The organism is Petrotoga olearia DSM 13574 (assembly GCF_002895525.1).
Taxonomy (GTDB): Bacteria; Thermotogota; Thermotogae; order Petrotogales; family Petrotogaceae; genus Petrotoga; species Petrotoga olearia.
In genome coordinates this window covers 1-23,843 of the sequence record NZ_AZRL01000004.1, presented here as the reverse complement: position 1 = coordinate 23,843, position 23,843 = coordinate 1, and the positions used below count along the sequence as shown (strand labels likewise).

Here is a 23,843-nt window from a genome sequence, read left to right as displayed (position 1 = left end):
AATAGCAACAAAAATATAAAATAAAATTTACTTCAAAAACGCCTTCCTTTAGAATGTTAATAATTCTTGAAGCTTCTCTTTTTATTCTAAAGTTTATTATATCATAACTCTCTTATAATAACCAAAAGAAAGACAAAGGCATTATATCCGATAAAAACCATCATAAATAATTTTAAGATAAGTTTTTTAACCGATCTCTGCAATACTTTATGAATACATATTTGAAGCCAATAAAAAAACAGTTGAAAACCATATGGGAAAGTGTATGATTAAAATGAAGGGTTGAATTATTTGAAATTTTAGTCTTTAATTAAAAGAATAATCTAAAGGGGGGAATTGTAGATGGTATCAAAAAACAAAGGAACACTTATCTCTGTTAAATCTTTAATAAAGGAACTTGGTGGTAACAAAATACTAAAAGGTATAACCTTCGATGTTGTAGGGAATGAGATTTTGGCTTTGGTAGGTCCCAATGGAGCAGGAAAGACTACAACAATAAGGTGCCTTACAGGGATCTACAACCATGGAAAGGATCAAGTAATCAAAAAAGATGGCTTAACCATTGGGGTTGTTTCGGAAAAGGATTTGCTCTGGGAAAAAGAAACGGGATGGAAAAATATCGAAATATTCAGAGAATATCTCGGTGGCAAACTATCAAATGACCAAATAGAAAGCTATGCAAAATATTTAGACATCTCAGAATTCTTACCAAAAAAGGTTCATACTTATTCAAAAGGAACGAGAAGGAAGTTTTCTTTTATTTTAGGACTTTTAAAAGATCCAGAGCTTCTCATACTTGATGAACCCATGAGTGGTTTGGATCCTGTTTCAAGAATAAAGATGAGGGAGTTAATATTTAAACTCAACAAAGAAGGAAAAAGTATATTCTACACCTCTCACGATTTAGCAGAAGTGGAAAAGTTAGCCCACAGGGTAATGCTTATGAAAAAAGGAGAAATAGTGTTGGATAACTTAAAAAGCGATATATTAAGTAATTACAGAAACTTAGAAGAGTTATTCTTAGAAAAAGTGGGGGTGTATATAGATGAAGAAAATAATGAAATATAATTTTAGGATGCTATTAACCAGTTTTGTTAACTTCTATTTTCCGGCAATTTTATTAATAGCAATAATAACTTTTATACTTTATAGTTTTGTGAGTTCTGGACCTAATGAGGCAGCGGAGCTTATTTTCAATAGAATGCTTATTCTCATGGCTATAAGTATGTACACGATGGGAGCCTACATGATACTCAACAATTTAGTTATACCAGAAAAAACAACAGGTAGAATAGAACTTTTACTCTCGAATGGCTTTGAAATACAACCTTATCTATATAGCTCTATTATTGTTGGTTGGATAGTTATGGAAGTTGAATTGGTATTAATGTTCATCATTCCAAATATTATAACAAGTACTTTCCTTGAAAAAAGTTTTTTTACTGGTTCACTCTTTAAAATAATTATATTTGTGTCGGTCTTTGGTTTTGGATTGCTTTCTATTATGTATTATCTAATTTTTAGAATCAAAAGAATAAGTATAATCAATAACTTGTTTTTTATAATAGGATTCATAGTTATCTTTGGTGGCAGTTATTTGACTTCATCTTTTCCCGTGACAGAACAGTTCAATGACATACTGTTATGGATACTGTTAGGAGTAGGGATATTTTTATTTTTCTTCACAGTAATAGCGGGGAGAAAGATAACAAAAGAGACTGTAGTGTTAACGATTCCAGATTAAAGGGAGTTAAGAATAAAGTTTATATAGACAGTTTGGAGAAAAAATGATTTTCAATTGGTTTATTTTCATAAAAGCCAAAGGTAGTGTTAAACTCGAAGTCAAATAAAGTTAACACTACTTTTTTTCTATGTATTAACGTAAGTAGTAAAATTGAGAGAATAAAAAAGAATCTATGTAGGGGGTGAATTAAAATTAATGTTTTGATTAAAAATTGTAGGATTGTGGATGAAGAAAAAGATTTATTTGGGGATTTGTACATTAAAGATGGAAAGATAGATGATTATGGGAGAGATTTGAATTACGATGCTTATACTTTAGATGCTAAGGGTTTGGTTGTTATGCCTGCCTTTATAGATATGCACGCACACTTCAGAGATCCTGGTTATACTTATAAAGAAGATTTGCATTCTGGCAGTTTAGCAGCATTGAAAGGCGGATACACATGTGTGAATCTGATGGGTAACACCAATCCTATATGCAGTGATATGAAAGTTGTTAATTACGTGTTGAACAAAGCTAAAGAATTAAATTTGATCGATGTTCACCAAACGGTTTCTATTACAAAGAACTTTGATGGAAAATCTTTAGAACATTTGGATTATGTAGATGACAAAGTGAAATTCATATCCGATGATGGAAAAGGTGTTCAGTCAAATTTGACTATGTATTTAGCGATGATAAAAGCAAAAGAGAAAGGTTTAACTATCATAGCGCATGAAGAAGACGATGAAATAGTAACGATAGATACGAGACTTTCTGAGAATTTGATGACTTTTAGAGACATATACCTTGCGAAATTAACAGGAGCCTCTCTTCATTTAGCCCACGTAAGTACGAAAGAGGCAATAGAAGGTATAAGAAAGGCAAAAAGAGAATTACAAAATCTTACCTGCGAAGTTACCCCCCACCACTTAGCTTTATACAATTACGATTACAAAGTTAATCCTCCAATAAGAGAAAAAGAAGATGTTTTGGAAATAATCAAGGGAATAAAGGATGGGACCGTAGATATTATAGGAACTGATCATGCCCCTCATTCTATGGAAGACAAAGAAAAAGGGGCACCTGGTATCTCAGGGTTAGAAACCGCTTTCCTTGTTTGTTATACAAAGTTGGTAAAAAGTGAAGAAATTTCACTTAATCGCTTATCTCAACTTATGTCTTCAAAACCAGCGGATATGTTAGGGGTTAAAAAAGGAAAAATACAGGTAGGATATGATGGAGATGTAGTTATTGTAGATTTAGAAAAGAAGGTTAAAATCAACAAAGACGAATTCCTCTCCAAAGGCAAAAATACTCCTTTTGATGGGATGGAATTTTATGGAGAAGTTATAGCAACAATTCGAAAGGGAGAGATCAAATACAAAAAGGGGAGTGTCAAATTTGATAATAGATAGATTATTCAACGAGGTTGAAAAAAACGGGAATGTTTGTGTCGGATTGGATACACATTTGGATTATATACCGGTTAACTTAAAAGAAAAGTATCAAGATATTGATGAAGTTTTGTTCAAATTCAACAAAGAGATAATAGACAAAACATGTGATTTGGTACCGGTATATAAATTACAAATAGCATATTATGAAGCATACGGCATAAAAGGCCTTTTAGGGTATAAAAAAACGATAGAATATTTAAGAAGTATAAAAAAGATAACAATAGGGGATATAAAACGAGGTGATATTTCATCCACCGCTCAGATGTACGCTAAAGCCCATTTCGAAGGAGAGTTTGAGGTTGATTTTATAACGCTAAATCCATACCTTGGTTTTGATACCTTAACACCTTACCTTAAATACATTGAAAGTGGAGAGAAAGGAGTCTTCGTACTTCTTAGAACATCGAATCCAGGAGCCAAAGACATACAATATTTGAAAGTATCTCCAAAAGACCAATATCTTTATTACATTGTCGGAGACAAAGTTGATGAAATAGGGTCTAAGTACCGTGGGAGTTGCGGTTACAGTTCAATAGGTGCTGTTATAGGTGGGACACATGTTGATGAAGCCAAAGAAATTAGAAAGAGATATAAAAATATGTTCTTTTTGATCCCTGGATACGGTCATCAAGGGGCAATTGGGAAAGACGTTTCTCTTTATTTAAACAAAGGTAATGGCGGCGTTATCAACTCTTCAAGGGGAATAATAACCGCTTATAAAAACTACGAGGATGGGGGCCAAAGATTTGCAGATTACGCCAGAAAAGCGGTACTTGACATGAGGGAGGATATTCAAAGTGAAAGAGGGGTATAGGGAAGTAGATATTTCCTCTAATACTGAAATCGCAAAAGACATATTCGAGTTGAAAGTTCAAATAGAATTCAACGACAGTTTGGGTGATCCTGGACAGTTTTATATGCTGCGTAGTTGGGATTTTGATCCTCTTTTGTCTAGACCTTTTAGTATATGCAATATAGAAGGAAACGTTGTGACTTTCTTGTACAAAATTGTTGGGCGAGGAACAAATTACCTATCCAAACTGAAACCAAAAGATAAGTTAAAGGTTTTGGGCCCCTTGGGGAATGGTTTTAATTTGAATGTAAATGGAAAAGTTGCTTTAATTTCCGGTGGTATCGGTATACCTCCAATGATTTATTTGGCAAAAAAGTTGAGTGCAGAGATCGATTTTTATGCTGGATTTACAAATGAAGTTTATTATATGCACTACGTACAAAAGTATGTGAATAAGATCTATATAACGACTGAAGATGGTTCTACAGGTCAAAAAGGTTTCATAACGGATATATTCAGACCAGAAAAATATGATGTTGTTTTCACTTGCGGCCCTTCCGCCATGATGAAAAAAGTAGTTGAAAAATGTGAAAATATGATTCCTGTTTTTGTCTCTATGGAAAGTATCATGGCCTGTGGTATGGGAGCATGCTTGGGATGCAGCATAAAGACAAAATCTGGGATGAAAAGGGTATGTAAAGGGGGACCCGTTTTTGAGGGAAGGGAGGTATTTTTTGATGATTGATACCAAAGTGAACATAGCTGGAGTAGAGTTTAAAAATCCTGTAATAGCTGCTTCTGGGACTTTTGGTTTTGGTAGAGAGTTTTTAGAATACTTTCCCATCTCTAAATTAGGTGGATTATCAACCAAAGGGCTAACTTTAAGACAAAGAGAAGGAAATAAAGGTGTACGAATTCATGAAACCACAGGGGGCATAATGAACAGTATTGGTTTACAAAATCCCGGTATAGACGCGTTTATTGAAGAAGAGCTTCCTTTCTTACACAGCCAAGATACGGTGATAATTGCCAATGTTAGTGGAAATACAATCGAAGAATACGTTATTTCTGTTGAAAAGCTAAACCAAACCGATATTGATATGATAGAGCTGAACATTTCGTGCCCTAACGTTAAAGAAGGAGGCATTTCTTTCGGTACAAAGGCAGAAATAGCTAGCAACGTTGTAACACAAGTTAGGAAAGTTTGCAAAAAGCCCCTAATAGTAAAATTATCTCCAAGTGCTGAAAATATCGTTGAAATGGCTGAAAGTTGCGTTGAAGCAGGAGCAGACGCACTATCACTTGTAAACACTTTTCCAGCCTTAGCCGTTGATATAAGCAAGAAAAAAGCCATTTTTGATAATATAACTGCTGGTCTATCAGGGCCTTGTATAAAACCTATTGCCTTAAGAATGGTTTATGAAGTTTCAAAAGCTGTTGATGTTCCTATTATAGGTATTGGGGGAATTATGGGTTATAGAGATGCGATTGAGTACATAATGGCGGGTGCTTGGGCTGTGCAAGTAGGCACTGCTAATTTTATCAACCCCAAGGCTTGTGTTGAGATAATTGAAGGTATAGAAGAATATTTGCAAAAAGAGGGGATTTCAACATTAGAGGAAATAAGAGGGATCATTTAGTATTTTAAAATACGTAAAAACTTAACTAATTATGGAGATTCTGGTTTAAACTTTAAGTGTTGTTTAAGGTACTGTTTTTTGTACAATTTTTCTTGACTTAAAGTTGACTAATATGGTAGAATTTAAAGTAAAGTGTTAAAAAAATAACATTGCTAATTAGAAGGAGGAAAAGGGATGTCAGCTCTTTTAGAATTACAGGATTTGAAGGCAAAAGTTAGAAATGAAGATGTTGAAATATTAAAAGGCGTTAACTTAACTATAAATAAGGGTGAGATACATGCGTTAATGGGTCCAAATGGGTCTGGAAAATCTACATTAGCCCATGTTATCATGGGGAATCCAAAGTACCAAGTTACCTCAGGAGATATCTTATTTGAAGGGCAATCTATTTTAGATCTTTCTACAGATGAAAGGGCTAAATTAGGTTTGTTTATGTCTTTTCAAACTCCTGAAGAGGTTGAAGGGATAAAGATGAGACAATTCTTGATTAATTCCTTCAGAAACATTCATAAAGAGGATAAAATTACACTATTGGAATTAAATAAAGTAATATCCCAGTTATCCCAAAATTTAGATCTCAACGGAGAATTTCTGGAGAGATATATCAATACCGGGTTTTCCGGTGGTGAAAAGAAAAAAAGTGAAATACTACAAATGGGATTTCTTAAACCAAAATTGAGTATATTGGATGAGATAGATTCCGGTTTAGATATTGATGCACTGAGGATAGTTGCAGAAAACATCAACAGAGTAAAAACTGGTAATATGGGAGTATTACTCATTACACACTATCAAAGAATCTTGAACTTTGTTGTTCCTGATTACGTACATATCTATATAGACGGGAAAATAGTTAAAACAGGATCACAAGAATTAGCTAAAGATATAGAGGAAAACGGTTACTCAACGTTGGAGCAAGAAATGGGAATAACTATTTCCGAGGAGTGAAATTATGGCTAAAAATGAAAATGTTAACATAGAAGATTTGTTGGTGGATCAGAGCAAATTCGATTTTAAAAATCCCGAGACGTATGTTTACAAAACCATTCCAGGTTTAAACGAGAAGGTAGTTCGGGAAATATCTGAACAAAAAGAAGAACCTACCTGGATGAGAGATTTACGTTTAAAATCTTTACATATATTTGACACATGGAGAGATCCCCGATTCGGTGTCGATGTTTCTGACTTAGACGTAAGTAAAATTGTTGCATACATTAGACCAAGGGGAAAAACATCCGCATCGTGGGATGATGTCCCTGAGGAAATAAAAGATACTTTTGATAAACTAGGAATACCAGAGGCAGAGAAAAAGGCATTGGCTGGTGTTGGTGCACAATACGATTCGGAAATTGTTTATCAAAATATAAAAAAAGAGCTTGAAAATTTGGGAATTATATTTTTAAATATGGAAAGTGCGGTTAAAGAATATCCTGATTTAATTAAAGAATATTTCATGAAAGCAGTAGCTCCTACAAACCATAAGTATGCTGCTTTACATGGTGCTGTGTGGAGCGGAGGTACATTTTTATACGTCCCAAAAGGTGTAAAGGTTCCATTGCCGCTTCAAGCTTATTTTAGAATGAATAATCCTGGAATGGGGCAGATGGAGCATACCATAATAGTTGCTGATGAAGGAAGTGAACTGGCTTTCATAGAAGGGTGTTCTGCTCCTTATTATGAAGTAACAAACCTCCATGCTGGGATGGTAGAAATATACGTAAAGAAAGGTGCAAGGGTAAAATATGCAACGATTCAGAATTGGAGTAAAAACACATACAATTTGAATACAAAAAGGGCAGTAGTTGATGAAGACGGTATAATGGAATGGGTATCAGGTTCTTTGGGAAGCCATAAAACGATGATATATCCATCTTCAATTCTAAGAGGCAAAGGAGCGAAAACCGAAACTAAGGCGATTACTTATGCTGGGCCAAATCAACATATGGATTCAGGATCCAAAGTTTTCATGTTTGCACCATATACCAGCGCAAATGTTGATGCACGAAGTATAAGCATCGGTGGTGGTTGGGCCTTTTACAGAGGATGGTTGAAGGTAGGGGAAAACGCCAAAGGGGCGAAAGCTTCCGTATCTTGTCAAGCCTTGATGCTTGATAACGAATCTAAAAGCGATACGGTGCCTCTTATCGAGGTTTACACTGATGAAGCAGATGTTGGGCATGAAGCACGTATAGGTAGAATCAAAGAAGAGCAGATTTACTATTTGATGAGTAGAGGGTTAAGTGAAGCTGAGGCTAAAGCCATGGTAGTTAGAGGATTTGTAGAACCTTTTGCCAAAGAGCTTCCATTAGAGTACGCCATTGAATTGAACAGATTAATTAATTTAGAAGTAGAATCAAGCATAGGATAACCTTTTATTTGAAATAGTTATAACAAGGAGTGAACAACAATGGAGACAATTTTTGAGAAACCTATAGATATGAGGCATAAAGATCTAAAAGCGGTTGAGTGGCAAATTCCCCAAATTACACCAAAAAGAGATTACGGAGATTATGAATTTCAAGCATCTTTGGAACACATCTCTAATGAAATGTTAAAAACATTCAAAAGTTATAGATACGAAGCTTATAAAAATTGGGGCTTCCCTAAATGGAAAAGGGCAAAATTAAATGGTTATGAGCCAGATAAATATGTTTCCTTTGTCCCTGTTAGTACAAGTGGAAAGATACTAGCTTTGAATGGAATCGACCTAGAAGGGATAGAAATCTTGGCAAAATACGATTTTGAAGGTGCTCATAGGAAATTTTTATTGATGGCTGAAGCATTCTCTAATACGGGTTTTTATCTAAAAACCAACGAAGGAGAAGAAAGAGAACCGATTATTTTAACGTATGATTGGAAGTCCCCTATATATGAAACCTCTGTTTACAACATAAGTCCATTCTCTAAAGCCACTGTAATTAGATATATAAAGTCTAACAAAAATGAAAATTTATTTAGAACGACATCAAATAGAATAATAGTAAGAGAAAATGCTTCTTTAGAACTGATAAATATAAATTTATGTAACGACGACAGTTTAAACATTGATAACACTTTTGTTGAAGTACAAAAAAACGGGAAGGTTCAAGTCACAGATATAAATATAGGAGGGAGAATTACCTCGCCACATATTGTGTTCAGACTTGCTGGCGAAGGTGCGCAAGCTCAGTTATTTCCTTATTTTTTGGGAAATAAAGATAACGTTATTGATATGCTTTATTTAATGAGGTTCTATTCACCTGAAACAACCGGGGCGATCGATGCCAAAGGTGTTATTAAAGACGAATCAAAGGCTGTATTCAGGGGTTTTCTTGATTTGAAAAAAGGAGCAAAAGAAGCTAATGCCTCCGAATCAGAGTATACTTTAACTCTCTCTGAAAAAGCCAAAGCAGAAGCGTTACCTAGTTTGTTGGTGGATGAAAATGAGGTAAATGCCTCACACGCTGCTACGGTGGGTACTATTGAAAAGGAAAAATTATATTATCTAATGACTCGTGGATTCTCTTTGGAAGAAGCAAAAAAATTGATTTCTTCAGGTTTGTTTGAATCTGCAATAGATAGAATTAAAGTTTTTGATGAAGGGATGAGCCGGGAGGTAAAAGATGTTATCTTCCAAAGAATATGAGGAGATATTTCCAGCTTTAAAAAGAAAAATAAATGGGCATAAATTGATCTATCTTGACAATGCTGCCACCACGTTAAGGCCCAAGGAAGTTATGGATGCTGTAAATGAATACAGTCTGAACCATCATGCCAACGTCCACAGATCAACACACACTTTAGCAGCTGAAGCTACTAAGTATTATGAAGATGCAAGGAGTAAAGTTGCAAATTTCATAAACTCAGAAACTGAGGAAGTTATTTTTACAAAAGGTGCAACTGAATCTCTCAATCTTGTAGCATATTCCATTGCAAATTCAAATATATTACGATCTGATGATGAAATTCTAATATCTACAATAGAACATCATGCAAATTTTGTTCCCTGGCAGCAAATAGCCAAAATTTTTAATTTAAAGATAAAATACTACCCCGCTAAAAGTGGGATTTTTGATTTATCTGATTTTCTCAAGCATATTACAAATAAAACGAGGTTAGTAAGTATTACCGCTTTGTCAAACGTTACCGGTCAACTTATCCCAGTTAATACTTTAATAAAACAAATTAGAAATATCAGACAAGATGTAATTCTTGTTGTGGATGGGGCTCAAGCTGTACCTCACCTTCCTATCGATGTAAAAAAAATGGATTGTGATTTTATAGCCTTTTCCGGTCATAAAATGCTCGGACCAACGGGAATAGGTGTATTGTATGGTAAAAAAAGGTATTTAAACGAGATGACCCCTTTTTTGTTTGGGGGTGAAATGATCGATAAAGTATCTACCGATGGGACTACTTTCAACGTTTTACCTTACAAATTTGAGGCGGGAACTCCAAACGTTGACGGCGCGGTAGGATTAGCTAAAGCCATAGAAATACTTGAGAGGATCGGCATGGATAATATTCAAGAACATGAAAAACAGCTTACTTCATATGCCTTGAAAAAATTAAAAGAGTTGGATTTTTTAGAAATATTCGGTCCTCAAGACGAAACGCAACAGTCAATAATATCATTTAATATGAAAGGTGTACACCCACACGATGTAGCTCATTTGTTGAACGATTTAACGGGAATAGCTATTAGAAGTGGTCATCATTGTGCTCAGCCATTGATGAAAGAGTTTGGCACATCCGCCACGTGTAGGATAAGCTTTTATGTGTATAATGAAGAAGAAGATGTTGATAAATTATGCGAAGGATTAAATAAAGTTTGGGAGTGGTTGAAATAGGACTAGAAGAACTTTACTCTGATATAATTTTAGATTATGCCAAAAATGAGAGATACAAAAAAGAGATACAAGACGCTAAAAAAGCTGAAGGAAAAAATTTGTCTTGTGGAGATGAGATTACCCTTTATTTAAAAGTAAAAGATAACATTGTCAAAGAAATAACTTTCACAGGACATGGCTGTATTATAAGTCAGGCAAGTGCTTCAATGATGTGTGAATACCTTGAAGGAAAAACCGTAGACGAGGCGAATAAAATATTACAAGAAATTATAAATATGTCACAAGGCAAAGAATTCGATAAAGAATTAGTAGATGGGATAGAAATTTTTTCTGATATCTCCAAATTCCCAATGAGAACTAAATGTTTCACCCTTGCTTGGCATACGTTGGATGACGCACTTAATGGAAAAAATATGTGAACTTAAACAACAAGGAGGCGTTGTTTTGATAGATCTAAAAAATCTTAAAAATGTTGCTATAATTGGAGCAACCCGTAATAAAGAAAAATATGGATATAAAGTGTTGAAAAATTTAAAAGATAAAGGTTATACAATTTATCCTATTAACCCTAAGTATGACGAAATAGAAGGAATAAAAACATATCCTTCTGTAAAAGATCTACCTAAAGATGAAATAGATTTGATTGTTTTTGTCGTTCCCCCACAAATTGGAATAACAGCTGTTAAAGAGGCATATGAAGAAGGATTCAGAAAATTTTGGTTCCAACCTGGTGCAGAATCAGACGAAATCGAAGAATATTTAGAAGAATTACCTAATGTGGAGTTTTCTTTCATCAAATGTATAATGGTAGAAACGAATTAAATTTAAAAAAGCCGCCTCAACGAGGCGGCTTTTTTATTAACTTTCTACAATATCTTTTAGTTGTGCTACTCTGTTAGGATGTCTCAATTTTCTCAACGCCTTAGTTTCTATCTGCCTTATTCTTTCTCTTGTAACGTTGAAGAATTGTCCAACTTCTTCTAATGTCTTTTGTTTACCATCTAAGAATCCATACCTCATTTTCAAAACCAAAGCTTCTTTAGAGTTTAAAGTGTCAAGTACTTCCTCTAACCTTTCTTTCATAATCATTTTTTGAGCTTCTTCTTCGGGAGTTGTTTCATCTGTACTGATGAAATCTCCTGTTTCAGATTCTTCATCGTCACCATTACCACTAGATATAGGTGAATTTAAAGAAAGTACATCTTTTGCACTTATTAGGATTTCATTAATCTTATCTTCTGGCTTATCTAAAATTTCTGCAAGTTCTTTCGCTGAAGGATAATCTCCGTTTTCTTGCAAATACTCTCTGATGACTTTGTTCATTCTATTTATAGTTTCTACTAAATGAACTGGAATTCTAATCGTTCTTGCTTGATCAGCTATGGATCTGGTTATTGCCTGTCTAATCCACCATGTTGCATATGTAGAGAACTTAAAACCTTTTCTCCAGTCAAATTTGTCCACAGCCTTTATCAATCCTATGTTTCCTTCTTGGATCAAATCCAAAAAAGTCAAACCTCTACCTGTGTATCTTTTAGCAATACTTATAACTAACCTTAAATTTGCTTTTATCAATTCGTCTCTTGCTTTTTGATCGCCTTTTTGAGCTCTTCTAGCTAATTGCCTTTCTCTGGAAGGGCTTAAAAGTTCAACTTTGCTGATTTCTTTGAGATATATTTTTATAGGATCACCTAAGGAGATATTGTCATACATTTTAAGCTCTGTATCTGAAAATAACTCTCCAATCTCTTCATTTTCATATTCCGCTTCATTTAAGGCATCTTTCTCCTCTTCAACATCTCCTTCTATAATTTCTATTCCTTCGGATTCCAAAGCCTCGTATATCTTCTCTATATAATCACTATCAATTTCATCCGCTATATTTGCAGGAATAGCATTATCGATATCGGAATAAGATAACTTATTTCCTTTCTTTTTTGCTTTACTTATTAATAATGAAATAAAAGTATCCACGGAACTTACTTTTTCCTTGGGTTTTTTCACTTTTACTTTGACTGTATCTCCGTCTTTTTCAATGTCTTCAAAATAGATATTTTCTATTCTTCTCATAATTTTTTTCTCTTCTTTCTCGCTTATTCTTTTGTTATTCACATAATTCCCTCCTTTCATAAAGAAACGATACCCCTCAAGTTGTAAAGTTTTCCAATGAAACTATTTGTTTAGACACCAATAATATGATTTGGTTCTAAAAATACACATATAAATAAAAAGTTTTGGTAAATCTTACATTAAAAATATAATTTACAATAATTCCAAGGGATTTTTTTCGACAATCTTTTTTGCCTCTTCTATACTTAAACCAGCCGATAAAGCAACTTTTAAACTAAAATCATAGTCCAAGAAATCATCGGGCCCATGAGCGTCACTATTTACTAGTAATTTTGCTTCATATTTTTGAGCCAATTTTCTCACGTGCCCATTGGATAAGCTATGGCCTTTTCTGGCACTTAATTCCAAAAAGACTCCGTTTTTTGCAGCAAGGGCTACTTCTTCCTCACTAATTAAACCAGGGTGAGCTAAGATATCCACATACTTTGACGTTACAGCGTAATAATTAGTTTTTTTAAATACCGGTTCGACTATAGTTTCTCCGTGAACCAATACAATATCTGCTCCATTTTCTTTTGCATATTTTGCAAGATTATCTATCAGTAAAGGAGGAACGTGAGTGATTTCAACTCCTTTTAAAATCTTGATTCCTTCAAAGTAACTACTTTCATTATCAACGAATTTGTTCAAACTGTTTAAAACAAAATCGATGTTGGATTCATCCACATGATCAGATATTGCAATAGCCGCATAACCGTAGATTTGTGCATGTCTTATCTGTTCGCTACATATTAATTCTCCGTCACTCAAAATTGTGTGTGTGTGAAAATCATAAAGTTTATTCAAAAAGAGACCTCCTTTTTAGCTTAATAATAGTATACAAATCTTTAATTGTTTTAAATCTAATAGTAACTCATTCATCTTGAAGTTTAACAAACTCTATAGTATAATCTAACTGGAAAAGAAAGATCCCCCTATCCCCCTGAGATAAACCCAGACATTCTTGCCGGATCCATTGTGGATCCGGTTTTTTTATTCTTTTTTTGATATATAATTATATCACAAAAACTTTAGCTAAATAAAAGAGGTGGAATTATGCTTCATGAGTATAAAGGGGAATATCCTGTTGTTGAAGAAGATGTTTTTCTAGCGCCTGGTAGTCAAATTATTGGAAGTGTAAAGATCGCTAAGGGATCTAGTATTTGGTACAATGTCACATTGAGAGGGGATATTGGTTCTATAACCATTGGGGAATTCACCAACGTACAAGATAACTCAGTAGTTCATATTGATACCGAATACCCAACTATAATCGGAAGTTACGTTACCATTGGACACAACGCTATTATACATGGATGTGAAATCTCTAATAACTGCCTCATAGGGATGGGAGCAACTATATTAAATGGTGCAAAGATAGGTGAAGGATGTCTTATAGGAGCTGGAGCTTTGGTAACTGAAAACAAAATAATTCCTCCTAAAAGTTTAGTTTTAGGGGTTCCAGGAAAGGTCATAAGAAACCTAACTGAAGAAGAGATTGAGCAAATTAGGGAACATGCTAAAGAATACTATAATTTGGCAAAGAGTTATAGGGACAAACAGTAATGCCCAGCTAAAGGGCATTACTGTTTGCTGCTTAATTCTTCCACTATTATTTTAGTATCCTGAGCTATCATTAATTCTTCGTTAGTTTTTACTATCAATACATCCACATCAGAGTCTGAAGTTGAGATAATCCCTTCTTTTCTATTCAACAAAGTATTTTTTTCTTTATCAATTTTAACTCCAAAGAAGTCTAAATAATCACAGACATCCATTCTTACATGTTCATCATTTTCTCCCACACCCGCTGTGAATACCAATGCATCTAATCCTTTTAGTATGGTTATATAACTTCCTATGTATTTTGCTAAACGATATACATACACATCGTATGCCAACTTTGCCTTTTTATCCCCATTTTCTATTCCTTTTCTGATGTCTCTCATGTCGTTGCTCATTTCACTTAAACCATAGACACCACTTCTTTTGTTCAATAAATCGTCTACTTCATCTACGCTGTAACCTTTTCTTGTAAGGAAAAGAACGATACTTGGGTCTATATCTCCACTTCTTGTGCCCATTATCAATCCTTCCAAAGGTGTGAATCCCATCGATGTGTCAACTACTTTCCCTCTGTCAATCGCAGCTAAAGATGCACCATTACCCAAATGTGCAGTTGTCATCTTTAATTCTTTTATATCTTTTCTTAATATCTCAGAAGCTTTTTGAGATACATACCTGTGACTGGTCCCATGAAATCCATACCGTCTTATCTTGTACTTTTGGTAGAGTTCGTAAGGTAAGCCATACATATATGCCTTCTCTGGCATCGAATGGTGAAATGATGTGTCAAACACCGCTACTTGGGGTACTTTGGGTAATAATTTTTTGGCAGCTCTTATGCCCACCAAATTGGGAGGATTATGTAAAGGTGCAAGATCAGAGTTTTCTTCTATAGCTTTAATAACTTCTTCATCTATCAGTACAGAAGAGAAAAACTTTTCTCCTCCATGTACAACTCTGTGACCAACCGCATCTATCTCATCTAATCCTTTTAAACACCCGTATTCAGGATCAGTTATCAATTCCATAGCTTTTTTTAACGCTTCTTCATGGTCATTAATCTTGGTTATGTTTTTGTACTCTTTTTCTTTACTTTCTTGTTCAATATCTGACTCTTCTTCTCCTATCCTTTCAACTAGCCCTTTCACCAAACACTCTTCGTTTTCCATTTCTAATATTTGATATTTTAAGGATGAACTTCCTGAGTTGATCACTAGTATTTTCATTTGAAATCCTCCTATTAATATTTTCTGGTACTGCCTTTAGGTTCTCTAAAACTTGTTTTAGCGCCGAACGTTAAGGGGGGGTCCCTTTAAAAACCCCAAATCAAGGTCAAAATCATTTAAAAACATTGTTTGCACACTGCAGCAAACGCTCCCCACCCATAATTGGACCTGTGTATCTCTACATTAGTTAAAATTAAAAAAGTACAACCATGGGAGCCATGGCTGTACTTTGAGTTAAGCTTTATTAGCGGAACCTAAAAGTTCCAATCTATCTGAAACTACCTTTTTTACGTATTCTTTTGCCGTTTCCATGTATTTTCTAGGATCAAACTCTTTTGAATTGTTATGCAAGAATTCTCTTAATCCAGCAATGAAAGCCATTCTAAGGTCAGTATCAGTATTTACTTTATTTATACCTAATTGTACAGTTTCTTTTAAAATATCTGAGGGGACCCCTTTTGACCCTCCAAAATCAGCTCCATAATTTTCAGCTATTTCAACCATTTCTTGTACAACACTTGAAGCACCGTGAAGTACCAAAGGCATATTTGTCAATTCTTTAACTTTTTTCAATCTATCATAGTCTAATTTGGCTTCGCCTTTAAACTTAAATGCCCCATGGGAAGTGCCAATAGCTGGAGCAAGAAAATCAACTTGAGTTTGCTCGACAAAGTATTTTGCTTCATCTGGATTAACAAGAACAGATTCTTCTGATGAAACGTTATCTTCGATCCCAGCTAACTTTCCTAATTCTGCTTCTACTGAAACACCTGCTGCATGGGCTATTCTAACAATATCTTTCGTAGCTTTTATATTTTCTTCCAACGGTTTATCAGATGCATCTATCATTACAGATGAATAACCAGCTTTTATTGCAGATATTATATATTTAAAATTCTTACCATGGTCTAAGTGCAGAGCAATTGGTATATCTAAGGAATCTGCAAACTCTCTAACCATCTTAACAAACAGACTGGCTCCTCTCAAAGGATCCCCCATGCCAGCATACTTCATTGCACCTTCACTTGTTTCGATTATCAGGGGCGATTTTTTCTCTATTCCTCCTTCCACAATTGCTTGAAGAAACTCGAGATTGTTAATGTTAAATGCTGCGACAGCATAGTACTCTTTATTTGCTTTTTCTAAAATATCCTTTGTGTTTACATAAGGCATACTTTTGTTTCCTCCTTTTTATTGAAATTTTAATGGCTATTAAGTTGTTTCTTTTTCTTTTAATTGTCTTTCTAATACAGCTTTTTCTAATAGTTCTACTATCTGTTTTGCTTCGTTATCAACTTCTTTTTCATTTAAAATTTGTTTAGGGGAAAGAGGTTTCCCATAATAAGCCTCATTGGAATTATTATCCGCTCTGGTATAAGCCCCTTCAACAGAAACTCCAGCGTAGAATCCCTTTGCGATAGAATAAGAATATATGGATGCTTGTAATTTATAATCTATATCTGCAGAAAGTTGTCTACCCAACGGTCCAGCGGAAATACCAATAGAACCTCCTAAGGTAAAATTGTTATCCATAAACCCTTCCATCCCTTTTTCATTGATTACAACTAAAATTAATCCCGCGGATTGTACTCCTATTTGTGCTCCCCAGCTTAAACCATATATATTTACAAATGATGGACCATACCATTTACCGGTCTCGCTATCTTTTCTTAATACAATACCCTCACCATACTGGCCGCCGATGATATAGCCTAATTTATAAAATGTGGGAAATATTACAATACCTTCTGCCATTTCTACTAGTTGAATAAAAGTGCCACTATCTGGTTTTGATAATAACTCCTCTATAGCCAAGCGTGCTTCTTTAACGGTATCTTCAACAGCCGCAAATAGGCTAAATGAAAACAGTAGGGTAATGAGAGTCAACAAAATACTTTTTTTCATTTTTTTCACCCCCTAAATTTTAGGTTGTTGCATTCTTTTGAATCTCTAAAAATTACTTAGTCTAACAAAATTTTTCGCCTTTTTAATTCTCTTTTTATGCAATTAAATTGCTCTTCGTTTTCTACTTCAATCCTGTGTAGATGGATACCATTGTTTATTATTGATAACGGTTTAGAAGTCTTTAATTTTGCTATAAAGTTTTCTACTTCTTCGATGGTATCTACATCAATTTTACCAGTTAATTCTCCGTATACAGGATGCTCTACAGAAACATCAATTATCCTGCCACCACAGTTTACAATGGTCTTTAACTCATCTTCGATTTGTTCCGTGGTGTGTTTAACAGCAATCAGTTTAATCAACCTATTGTTCTTATTCATCGAATAACCTTTCGGAGAAGATTGTATATCATAACCTTGGGCTTTCAAGATTGCAATATCTTTTACTATTACTTGTCTTGTTACACCAAATCTTTCAGCAAGCTGTTGGCCTGGTATTGAATATTTACTTGAAGAAAGAATATTAAGTATTTTTTTCAGCCTTTCTTGTTTTTTCAAATCAGAAACTCCCTGCTACTTTATTTGAGGTTCTTATAAAATATTATACCAAATATTTTAAAAGATTAAATGAACAGAGTATTTACTACTAAATAATAATGGCTATGAGTCCTATAGCAAAACAGTAATATGAAAAATATCTCAGTTTTCCAACTAATACCGTTTTTTTCAGTAGATACAGTCCAAGCAAACCAAACACGAAGGCAAACAATCCTCCTAAAATTACCCAAGGAGAAAAAGTAACCTTATTTATTTCAAAAATACCTGCCCCAAAGGTTACAGGAAGGCTCATCAAAAAGGAATATTTTAGGGCATCTTCCCTTTTTGTTTTCATTAAAAGAGCACCGAACAACGTTGCACCGCTTCTAGATATCCCTGGAAATATTGCAAGGGCTTGCATGAGACCTATAATCAAGGCATCAACATAGGTTATCTGTGTTAAACTCTTTTTACCTTTTAGTGTGTCAGAAATTAATAAAAAGATGGCCGTCACTATTAAAAAAATCCCTATCAAATTAAGAGAAGAAAAGGCTGATTCGATCGAGGCTTCCAAAGTAAAACCTATAATAGCAGCTGGAATCGAAGAAATGATTAATTTAAGGAATAAAGAGAGTGATTCTTTTTCCAACTTAAAAAGTCCTATGACCAAATTGACAACTTCTTTCCGAACGAAGACTAATACGGCAAAGAAGGTGGCTAAATGAAGAAGAGCGAAATACGGTACATTTGTATCGATGTCCATGAACGATGAAAATATTGCAAGATGTCCAGAGCTGGATACTGGAAGAAATTCCGTTAGACCTTGTACGATTCCTAATATTATTTCTTTCACTTTTTTCCTCCTAAGGTATATTTTTTAGTTGTTTTTCAACTTTTCTTTTAGGTATTCTAAAGCTAATATATATCCATAGAATCCTAATCCAGATATGACCCCATCACACGAGGAAGAAGTAACAGAATTTTGTCTAAAACTTTCCCTTGCCATGATATTTGTAAGATGGACCTCCACTTTTGGTGCATTTACAATTTCTAAGGCATCTCTTATTGCATAAGAATAATGAGTATAAGCACCGGGATTGATTATTAAAGCTTCAAAATCCAATTTTTGAATTCTATCTATGATTTGGCCTTCAGAGTTGGATTGAAAAAACTCCACATCTATACTATTATTTTGTGTAAATTGGTTTATCTGGTTTTTTAAATCTTCGTAGGTTTCGTTACCATAGATATCTTTAGGACGTTTGCCTAACATATTCAAGTTAGGACCGTTTATTATTAGAATCAAAAGGTTTCACCTTCCTTTAGCTTAATTTCTTCTATTATAATATTGCCTGGAGCTTTTAAAATCGGCATCTTTATTTTTTGATTTGCCCCGAGTTTTTTGTCATTTGATACATAATGATATATGTCTCTTTCTTCTATTTGAATGTTTCTAACTTTTTGAGGGACAAGAGTTTCTAATGTATCTTTAATTTCTAGATAGTCTTTTTCTTGCAGATATTTTTTCTTGTAAAAAAATTCTATTTCTTTGATCAAACCCCATCCAACGGATAAGCCATGTGCGATTCCTGTAGCAGCTTCAAAGGCGTGGCCTAAAGTGTGTCCAAGATTTAAACAACTTCTCAACCCCGTATCTTTGAAGTCTTGTTCAACGATTTTGAGTTTTTCCTCTATGGATCTTTTAATGAAAAAAGATAATTTATCTAGATTCCTATTAAGTATTTCGTGCAAATTCTCTTTAAAAAATTCATAAAATTCACTCCCCGAGATCAATGCCATTTTATAACCTTCGATTAACCCTTCTGTGAATGTTTCCTCATCTAATGATAATAAAGAGAGTGGGTCTATTACCACTTCTTTGGGTAGGTTTATTGTTCCAACAACATTTTTATATTTTTTGAAATCTATTCCATTTTTTCCGCCTATTGCAGCGTCTATCTGAGAAAGAAGAGTGGTAGGGTAAAAAGAAAAATTCATACCTCTTTTGTAAGTAGAACCGACAAAACCTGTAAAATCGGTTATAGTTCCTCCACCAATCCCAAGAAGAAGATTGTCTCTAGAAACATTGTTTTCAAGGAGATATTCGTAAGCCTTTATTACAAAAGAAATGTCTTTTGTTTTTTCTCCATTCGGTAAGACAAGTTTTTTCTTTGGAAGGTATTCTCCGTACAGTTCGTCGACCTTTTCGCTGGTAAAAACTATTGAATCTGGTGGGAGAAACTTCAGACTTCCTGCATTTATCGCTACTTTTTGGAAAGATGAATCAATTTCAGCATTGTTTTTAATATCGTATTGGTAGAGGATTTTAGCCACCGATTCCCATTCAGTCAAATTTGTAATATCAACCGTTTTGAATTGTTCATACAATTCTTTTCTATCTTTGTAGATCTTTATAATATTTTCTTTGTTGTTTGCCAGAAGGGGTCTGTTTTCTACACTTACACGCTCTTTAAGCTTTTCAGGAATTACTTTCAGATATATGGCATTTTCTTTTTTCAATATAGCTCTATTTTTAGCGCTTAAGATTATTCCTCCTCCGGTTGATACAACGAAGGAATGAGCTTTTTCAGCTAGTTTTTCGAGGATAGTACTTTCCAATTCTCTGAAGTATTCTTCGCCGTATTTTTCAAAGATATCTTTTATTTTAAGATTTTCATTTTTTTCAATTTCATCATCTATGTCGATATGGGGTATGGAAAGTACTTTTGAAATCTTTTTTGCGAGAGTCGTTTTACCTGATCCCATCATTCCTACCAAGAAGATTTTCATCGGATATCACCTTATTTCTTGAAATATCTATCTTTTATAAGTTCAATGTTGTCGTTTCCAAATCCCTCAATAATTTCTTCCATCAATATAATAGCCAGAGTGCATTCTGTTATTACAGTCGCAGCAGGAATAATAACAGAATCAGATCTTATGTAAGGGGCTTCTTTTGATTCTTTGGTTTTAAGGTCCACAGAAGGCAGAGGACTTGCAAGTGTTGAAATAGGTTTGAAGTACGTAGTAACGACTATGTTTTCTCCATTTGTTATCCCCGCTTCTATGCCACCTGCGTAATTCTTTGTTCTATGTATAACCCCATCTTCAACTTTGAAAGGATCTTGGAATTCAGATCCAGGTATACTCACATCTTCATTGCCTATAAAAACCCCTTTCACGGAAGGGATTGACATAAAATATTTTCCTATTTTTGAATCAACTCTGTTTAAAACATCGGCGTAACTTCCCAGTCCCGATTTCACATTTGTGGCGAATGTTTTTACACTACCTCCCAAGGTGGTTGCTTTTTTTAAAGCATTTTCTTTAATTTCTTCTATCATTTTCATAGAAATATCTTCAAAAGGGCATTGAACTTCTGATTCATTCCTTTTTTGGATGTAGTAGCTGAAATCTTTTTGGATATCTTCAAACCTTTCTTCTTCGACACTAACTTTTCCAATTGATTTTACAAAACTCATTGTTTTTATGTCAAAATTGTCAAGAAATTGTTTAGCAACACTCCCTATCGCAGTTAGTACACTTGTCCAACGCGCACTGTTCCTTTCAGTATATATATTCAAATCATCTAATCTGTATTTATACCAGCAGGAATAATCCCCGTGCCCAGGTCTTGGAACATGTCTTTCTTCTTTGATAGGATTTTTTGCTTTGTTGTTTATAATTAAAACCAACGGAGCCCCGGTAGTTATTCCTTCCCATAATCCGGAAACGATTGTTACTTCATCTTTTTCTAATTTCATCCTGTTTCCACGACCGTATCCCAATTGTCTCCTTCTTAGGTCTGTATTTATTTTTTCTATATCTATTTTTAACCCTGCTGGTATTTCTTCTATTAATCCAATCATCTGTGGCCCATGTGAATCTCCAGCTATTTTTACTTGCATTTTATTCACCTCTAGAAAAAGATTTGAAGGCTTCATCGAATGTTTCTGGTTTATAAATATCCCATATCTTCAAATTTTCGACCGCCTGGTGGTACCAAAAGGTTCGGCCATCTATGCATTTGATATTGTTTTCTTTTGCAATCTTTTGGAGAGGGGTATTATTGTAAACAATATCGTAAATTAAAGATAGATTAGTAAAATCTTTAACTTCTAAATTAAATGATTCTCCGAACATTCCAATAGAAGTGGCATTTATGAAAGTTTTAGAACTATGGATTATGCTCCGTAGGTGGTCAAAAGATTCAATTTTTATATCTATTTTTGACATGAAAATCTTTCTTAATTTTTCTGCTTTTTCAACCGTTCGATTTACAAGAAACAACTTTTTTATACCCATTTTGTACAAAGCGTAGATGATGGATTTACTCGCACCACCCGCTCCAACTAATAGGATTGGTTCTTGCAGAACAGATGTTTTTAAAGAGTTATAAAAACCCTTCCAATCAGTGTTGTAGCCTTTATTGTTGAAAATGCAGTTAACCGCATTTATTTCTTGGGCTTCTTCCACAGGTTCGACGTGCTTAATCACCTTTTCTTTGAAAGGAACCGTTACATTGAGTCCATCGTAAGATTCAATATATTTGTTTATTTCACCATCAAAGTTATCAGGTACTATGACTATATCTTCATATACAGCATCGATATTTGCTTTTTTAAAATATTCGTTAAAAACCTTTTTTGATAAACTTTCTTTGTAAGGATATTCTAATAGTCCAAATTTTTCCATCATTTGCTCCTTATTTTCTCATAAATCTCTGTAAATTCAGGGAAAGATATATTCACGCACTCGAAGTTATTAATTTCTATAGGATTATCTGCTATCAAACCGGCTATAGCAAGCGACATGGCTATTCTATGATCGTTGTAACTTTCACAAGTACAGTTCCCTCGTATTTTTTGACTTCCAATTATATCAAAACCGTCCTCTTTTTCTAAGACATCTATGCCCAGTTTGTTTAATTCTTTGGTGATTGCCCTTATTCTGTCTGTTTCTTTGTAACGTAATTCTTTTGCATCTTTTATTGATGTTTTACCATTTGCTTGGGTAGCAGCTATCGCCAATATAGGGATTTCATCGATAATAGAAGGAATCATCTCGCCTTTTATTTCAGTACCTTTTAACGAACTACTTTTTACGAGTAAGTCTCCAACCGGTTCATTGTTTAAAGTTTTCTCGTTGATAATCTTTATATCAGCTCCCATCATCTTTAACACGGATAATATGCCCGTTCTGGTTGGGTTGATTCCCACATTTTTTATTAACAGTGTCGAGTTTTTGGTTATAAGGGTTGCAACTATAAAAAAAGATGCAGATGATATATCACCTGGCACAAAGAACTCACGACCTTTGAGATTGTTAGTAAGACCTTGGATAACAACGGTTGTATCTTTTTGAGTGATATCGGCACCAAAATATTTTAACATTCTTTCAGTATGATCACGAGATTTGGCTGGTTCTATTATTTTAGTTTCTCCTTTTGCATACAAACCAGCCAACAAAATTGCAGATTTAACTTGGGCACTTGCAACAGGCGTTTTATAAACTATGGGAGATATATCTTTCGTTCCTAATATGGTTATGGGTGCAAATTCACCATTTTTCCTTGCATAAAAGCGCCCACCCATTTTGCTTAAGGGATCTATGACTCTTTTCATAGGTCTTTCCCTCAAAGAGTCGTCTCCTGTTATTACACTGTAAAAATTTTGAGCCGATAATACACCCATCATTAAGCGCATGGTTGTGCCGGAGTTTTTTGCATTTAGAACGTTCGAAGGTTCAACAAAATTATCCTTTCCTTTTCCTTCTATGATTATCTCACTTTTGTCAATTTGTTTAATATTGGCGCCTAATGAATTTAATATATTTAAAGTGCTTAAGGTATCTTCAGAGCTTAAAAAGTTGTGTATTTTTGTCTCGCCTTCTGCAAGGGAGCCAATTATGAGTGCCCTATGAGATATTGATTTATCACCAGGTAAGGTGATTTCTGTATTTATATTTTCTGTTGGAGTTACTTCAAAATTCATCTTTTCCTCCTCTTATTGCTTTTAGAAATTTTTTAAACTTGTTTTAGCGCCCTTTCACCCCGC

General features: G+C 34.3%; 25 protein-coding genes. 13 read left to right on the top strand and 12 right to left on the bottom strand.

Translation table 11 applies throughout. The annotated features are described in order from the left end of the window. Positions 1-342: 342 nt before the first annotated feature. From X929_RS01835 to X929_RS01780, 12 genes are all read left to right on the top strand, one after another. On the top strand, positions 343-1,068 hold the full coding sequence (locus X929_RS01835) for an ABC transporter ATP-binding protein (RefSeq protein WP_103066353.1): 726 nt from the start codon (positions 343-345) through the stop codon (positions 1,066-1,068). Beyond that, complete coding sequence (locus X929_RS01830; protein WP_103066352.1) at positions 1,046-1,744, top strand: hypothetical protein; 699 nt, start codon at positions 1,046-1,048, stop codon at positions 1,742-1,744. Before X929_RS01835 ends, X929_RS01830 begins: the two co-directional genes overlap by 23 nt. A gap of 191 nt (positions 1,745-1,935) precedes the next feature. Beyond that, complete coding sequence (locus X929_RS01825; RefSeq protein WP_103066351.1) at positions 1,936-3,141, top strand: dihydroorotase; 1,206 nt, start codon at positions 1,936-1,938, stop codon at positions 3,139-3,141. Then, positions 3,128-3,997 (top strand): orotidine-5'-phosphate decarboxylase, encoded by an 870-nt coding sequence (pyrF, locus tag X929_RS01820; protein ID WP_103066350.1) that lies wholly within the window; start codon positions 3,128-3,130, stop codon positions 3,995-3,997. Before X929_RS01825 ends, pyrF begins: the two co-directional genes overlap by 14 nt. Next, positions 3,981-4,721 (top strand): dihydroorotate dehydrogenase electron transfer subunit, encoded by a 741-nt coding sequence (locus tag X929_RS01815; RefSeq protein ID WP_103066349.1) that lies wholly within the window; start codon positions 3,981-3,983, stop codon positions 4,719-4,721. Before pyrF ends, X929_RS01815 begins: the two co-directional genes overlap by 17 nt. Beyond that, entirely contained in the window at positions 4,714-5,616 is a 903-nt protein-coding gene (locus tag X929_RS01810) for a dihydroorotate dehydrogenase (protein WP_103066348.1), read from the top strand. Before X929_RS01815 ends, X929_RS01810 begins: the two co-directional genes overlap by 8 nt. A gap of 174 nt (positions 5,617-5,790) precedes the next feature. Then, on the top strand, positions 5,791-6,564 hold the full coding sequence (gene sufC, locus X929_RS01805) for a Fe-S cluster assembly ATPase SufC (RefSeq protein ID WP_103066347.1): 774 nt from the start codon (positions 5,791-5,793) through the stop codon (positions 6,562-6,564). Positions 6,565-6,568: 4 nt separating this feature from the next. Further along, positions 6,569-7,984, top strand: coding sequence for a Fe-S cluster assembly protein SufB (sufB, locus tag X929_RS01800; RefSeq protein ID WP_103066346.1), 1,416 nt, complete (start codon positions 6,569-6,571; stop codon positions 7,982-7,984). A 39-nt stretch (positions 7,985-8,023) separates the two neighbouring features. Further along, a complete protein-coding gene (locus X929_RS01795; protein WP_103066345.1) occupies positions 8,024-9,241 on the top strand; it encodes a SufD family Fe-S cluster assembly protein in 1,218 nt (405 codons plus the stop codon). Then, entirely contained in the window at positions 9,219-10,445 is a 1,227-nt protein-coding gene (locus X929_RS01790; RefSeq protein WP_103066344.1) for a cysteine desulfurase, read from the top strand. The genes X929_RS01795 and X929_RS01790 overlap by 23 nt, the downstream gene beginning before the upstream one ends. Beyond that, positions 10,433-10,864: a Fe-S cluster assembly sulfur transfer protein SufU gene (gene sufU, locus X929_RS01785; protein WP_245858625.1), complete on the top strand. Its 432-nt coding sequence runs from the start codon at positions 10,433-10,435 to the stop codon at positions 10,862-10,864. Before X929_RS01790 ends, sufU begins: the two co-directional genes overlap by 13 nt. Positions 10,865-10,892: 28 nt before the next feature. After that, positions 10,893-11,267 (top strand): CoA-binding protein, encoded by a 375-nt coding sequence (locus X929_RS01780; RefSeq protein WP_169924926.1) that lies wholly within the window; start codon positions 10,893-10,895, stop codon positions 11,265-11,267. A gap of 36 nt (positions 11,268-11,303) precedes the next feature. Here X929_RS01780 and X929_RS01775 read toward each other — a convergent pair whose 3' ends face one another. Next, positions 11,304-12,515, bottom strand: coding sequence for a sigma-70 family RNA polymerase sigma factor (locus X929_RS01775; protein WP_425440344.1), 1,212 nt, complete (start codon positions 12,513-12,515; stop codon positions 11,304-11,306). Positions 12,516-12,707: 192 nt separating this feature from the next. Next, positions 12,708-13,361, bottom strand: a complete 654-nt coding sequence (locus X929_RS01770; RefSeq protein ID WP_103066340.1) for a histidinol phosphate phosphatase domain-containing protein — start codon at positions 13,359-13,361, stop codon at positions 12,708-12,710. A gap of 249 nt (positions 13,362-13,610) precedes the next feature. On the opposite strand from X929_RS01770, the gene X929_RS01765 reads away from it, so the two are divergent. Next, positions 13,611-14,120, top strand: coding sequence for a gamma carbonic anhydrase family protein (locus tag X929_RS01765; RefSeq protein WP_103066339.1), 510 nt, complete (start codon positions 13,611-13,613; stop codon positions 14,118-14,120). A gap of 17 nt (positions 14,121-14,137) precedes the next feature. Here the strand turns inward: X929_RS01765 and X929_RS01760 are convergent, their stop codons facing one another. The 10 genes from X929_RS01760 to aroA form a co-directional block, all read right to left on the bottom strand. Beyond that, positions 14,138-15,346, bottom strand: coding sequence for an acetate kinase (locus X929_RS01760; RefSeq protein ID WP_103066338.1), 1,209 nt, complete (start codon positions 15,344-15,346; stop codon positions 14,138-14,140). 234 nt (positions 15,347-15,580) lie between these two features. Then, positions 15,581-16,519, bottom strand: a complete 939-nt coding sequence (gene fba, locus X929_RS01755) for a class II fructose-1,6-bisphosphate aldolase (RefSeq protein ID WP_103066337.1) — start codon at positions 16,517-16,519, stop codon at positions 15,581-15,583. 39 nt (positions 16,520-16,558) lie between these two features. After that, complete coding sequence (locus X929_RS01750) at positions 16,559-17,251, bottom strand: lipid-binding SYLF domain-containing protein (RefSeq protein ID WP_103066336.1); 693 nt, start codon at positions 17,249-17,251, stop codon at positions 16,559-16,561. A gap of 56 nt (positions 17,252-17,307) precedes the next feature. Beyond that, positions 17,308-17,808, bottom strand: coding sequence for a transcription repressor NadR (locus tag X929_RS01745; protein WP_103066335.1), 501 nt, complete (start codon positions 17,806-17,808; stop codon positions 17,308-17,310). Between the two features lie 88 nt (positions 17,809-17,896). Continuing rightward, positions 17,897-18,640, bottom strand: coding sequence for an undecaprenyl-diphosphate phosphatase (locus tag X929_RS01740; RefSeq protein ID WP_103066334.1), 744 nt, complete (start codon positions 18,638-18,640; stop codon positions 17,897-17,899). Positions 18,641-18,664: 24 nt separating this feature from the next. Next, complete coding sequence (gene aroQ, locus X929_RS01735; protein ID WP_103066333.1) at positions 18,665-19,093, bottom strand: type II 3-dehydroquinate dehydratase; 429 nt, start codon at positions 19,091-19,093, stop codon at positions 18,665-18,667. After that, positions 19,090-20,577 carry a bifunctional shikimate kinase AroK/3-dehydroquinate synthase AroB gene (aroB, locus tag X929_RS01730; RefSeq protein WP_103066332.1) on the bottom strand — a complete coding sequence of 496 codons (1,488 nt, stop codon included), beginning with the start codon at positions 20,575-20,577 and terminating at the stop codon, positions 19,090-19,092. The genes aroQ and aroB overlap by 4 nt, the downstream gene beginning before the upstream one ends. A gap of 11 nt (positions 20,578-20,588) precedes the next feature. Further along, on the bottom strand, positions 20,589-21,695 hold the full coding sequence (gene aroC, locus X929_RS01725; RefSeq protein WP_103066331.1) for a chorismate synthase: 1,107 nt from the start codon (positions 21,693-21,695) through the stop codon (positions 20,589-20,591). Position 21,696: 1 nt separating this feature from the next. Continuing rightward, positions 21,697-22,485: a shikimate dehydrogenase family protein gene (locus X929_RS01720; RefSeq protein ID WP_245858623.1), complete on the bottom strand. Its 789-nt coding sequence runs from the start codon at positions 22,483-22,485 to the stop codon at positions 21,697-21,699. Further along, positions 22,482-23,780, bottom strand: a complete 1,299-nt coding sequence (gene aroA / locus X929_RS01715; protein WP_103066329.1) for a 3-phosphoshikimate 1-carboxyvinyltransferase — start codon at positions 23,778-23,780, stop codon at positions 22,482-22,484. Before aroA ends, X929_RS01720 begins: the two co-directional genes overlap by 4 nt. Between the last annotated feature and the right edge of the window lie 63 nt (positions 23,781-23,843).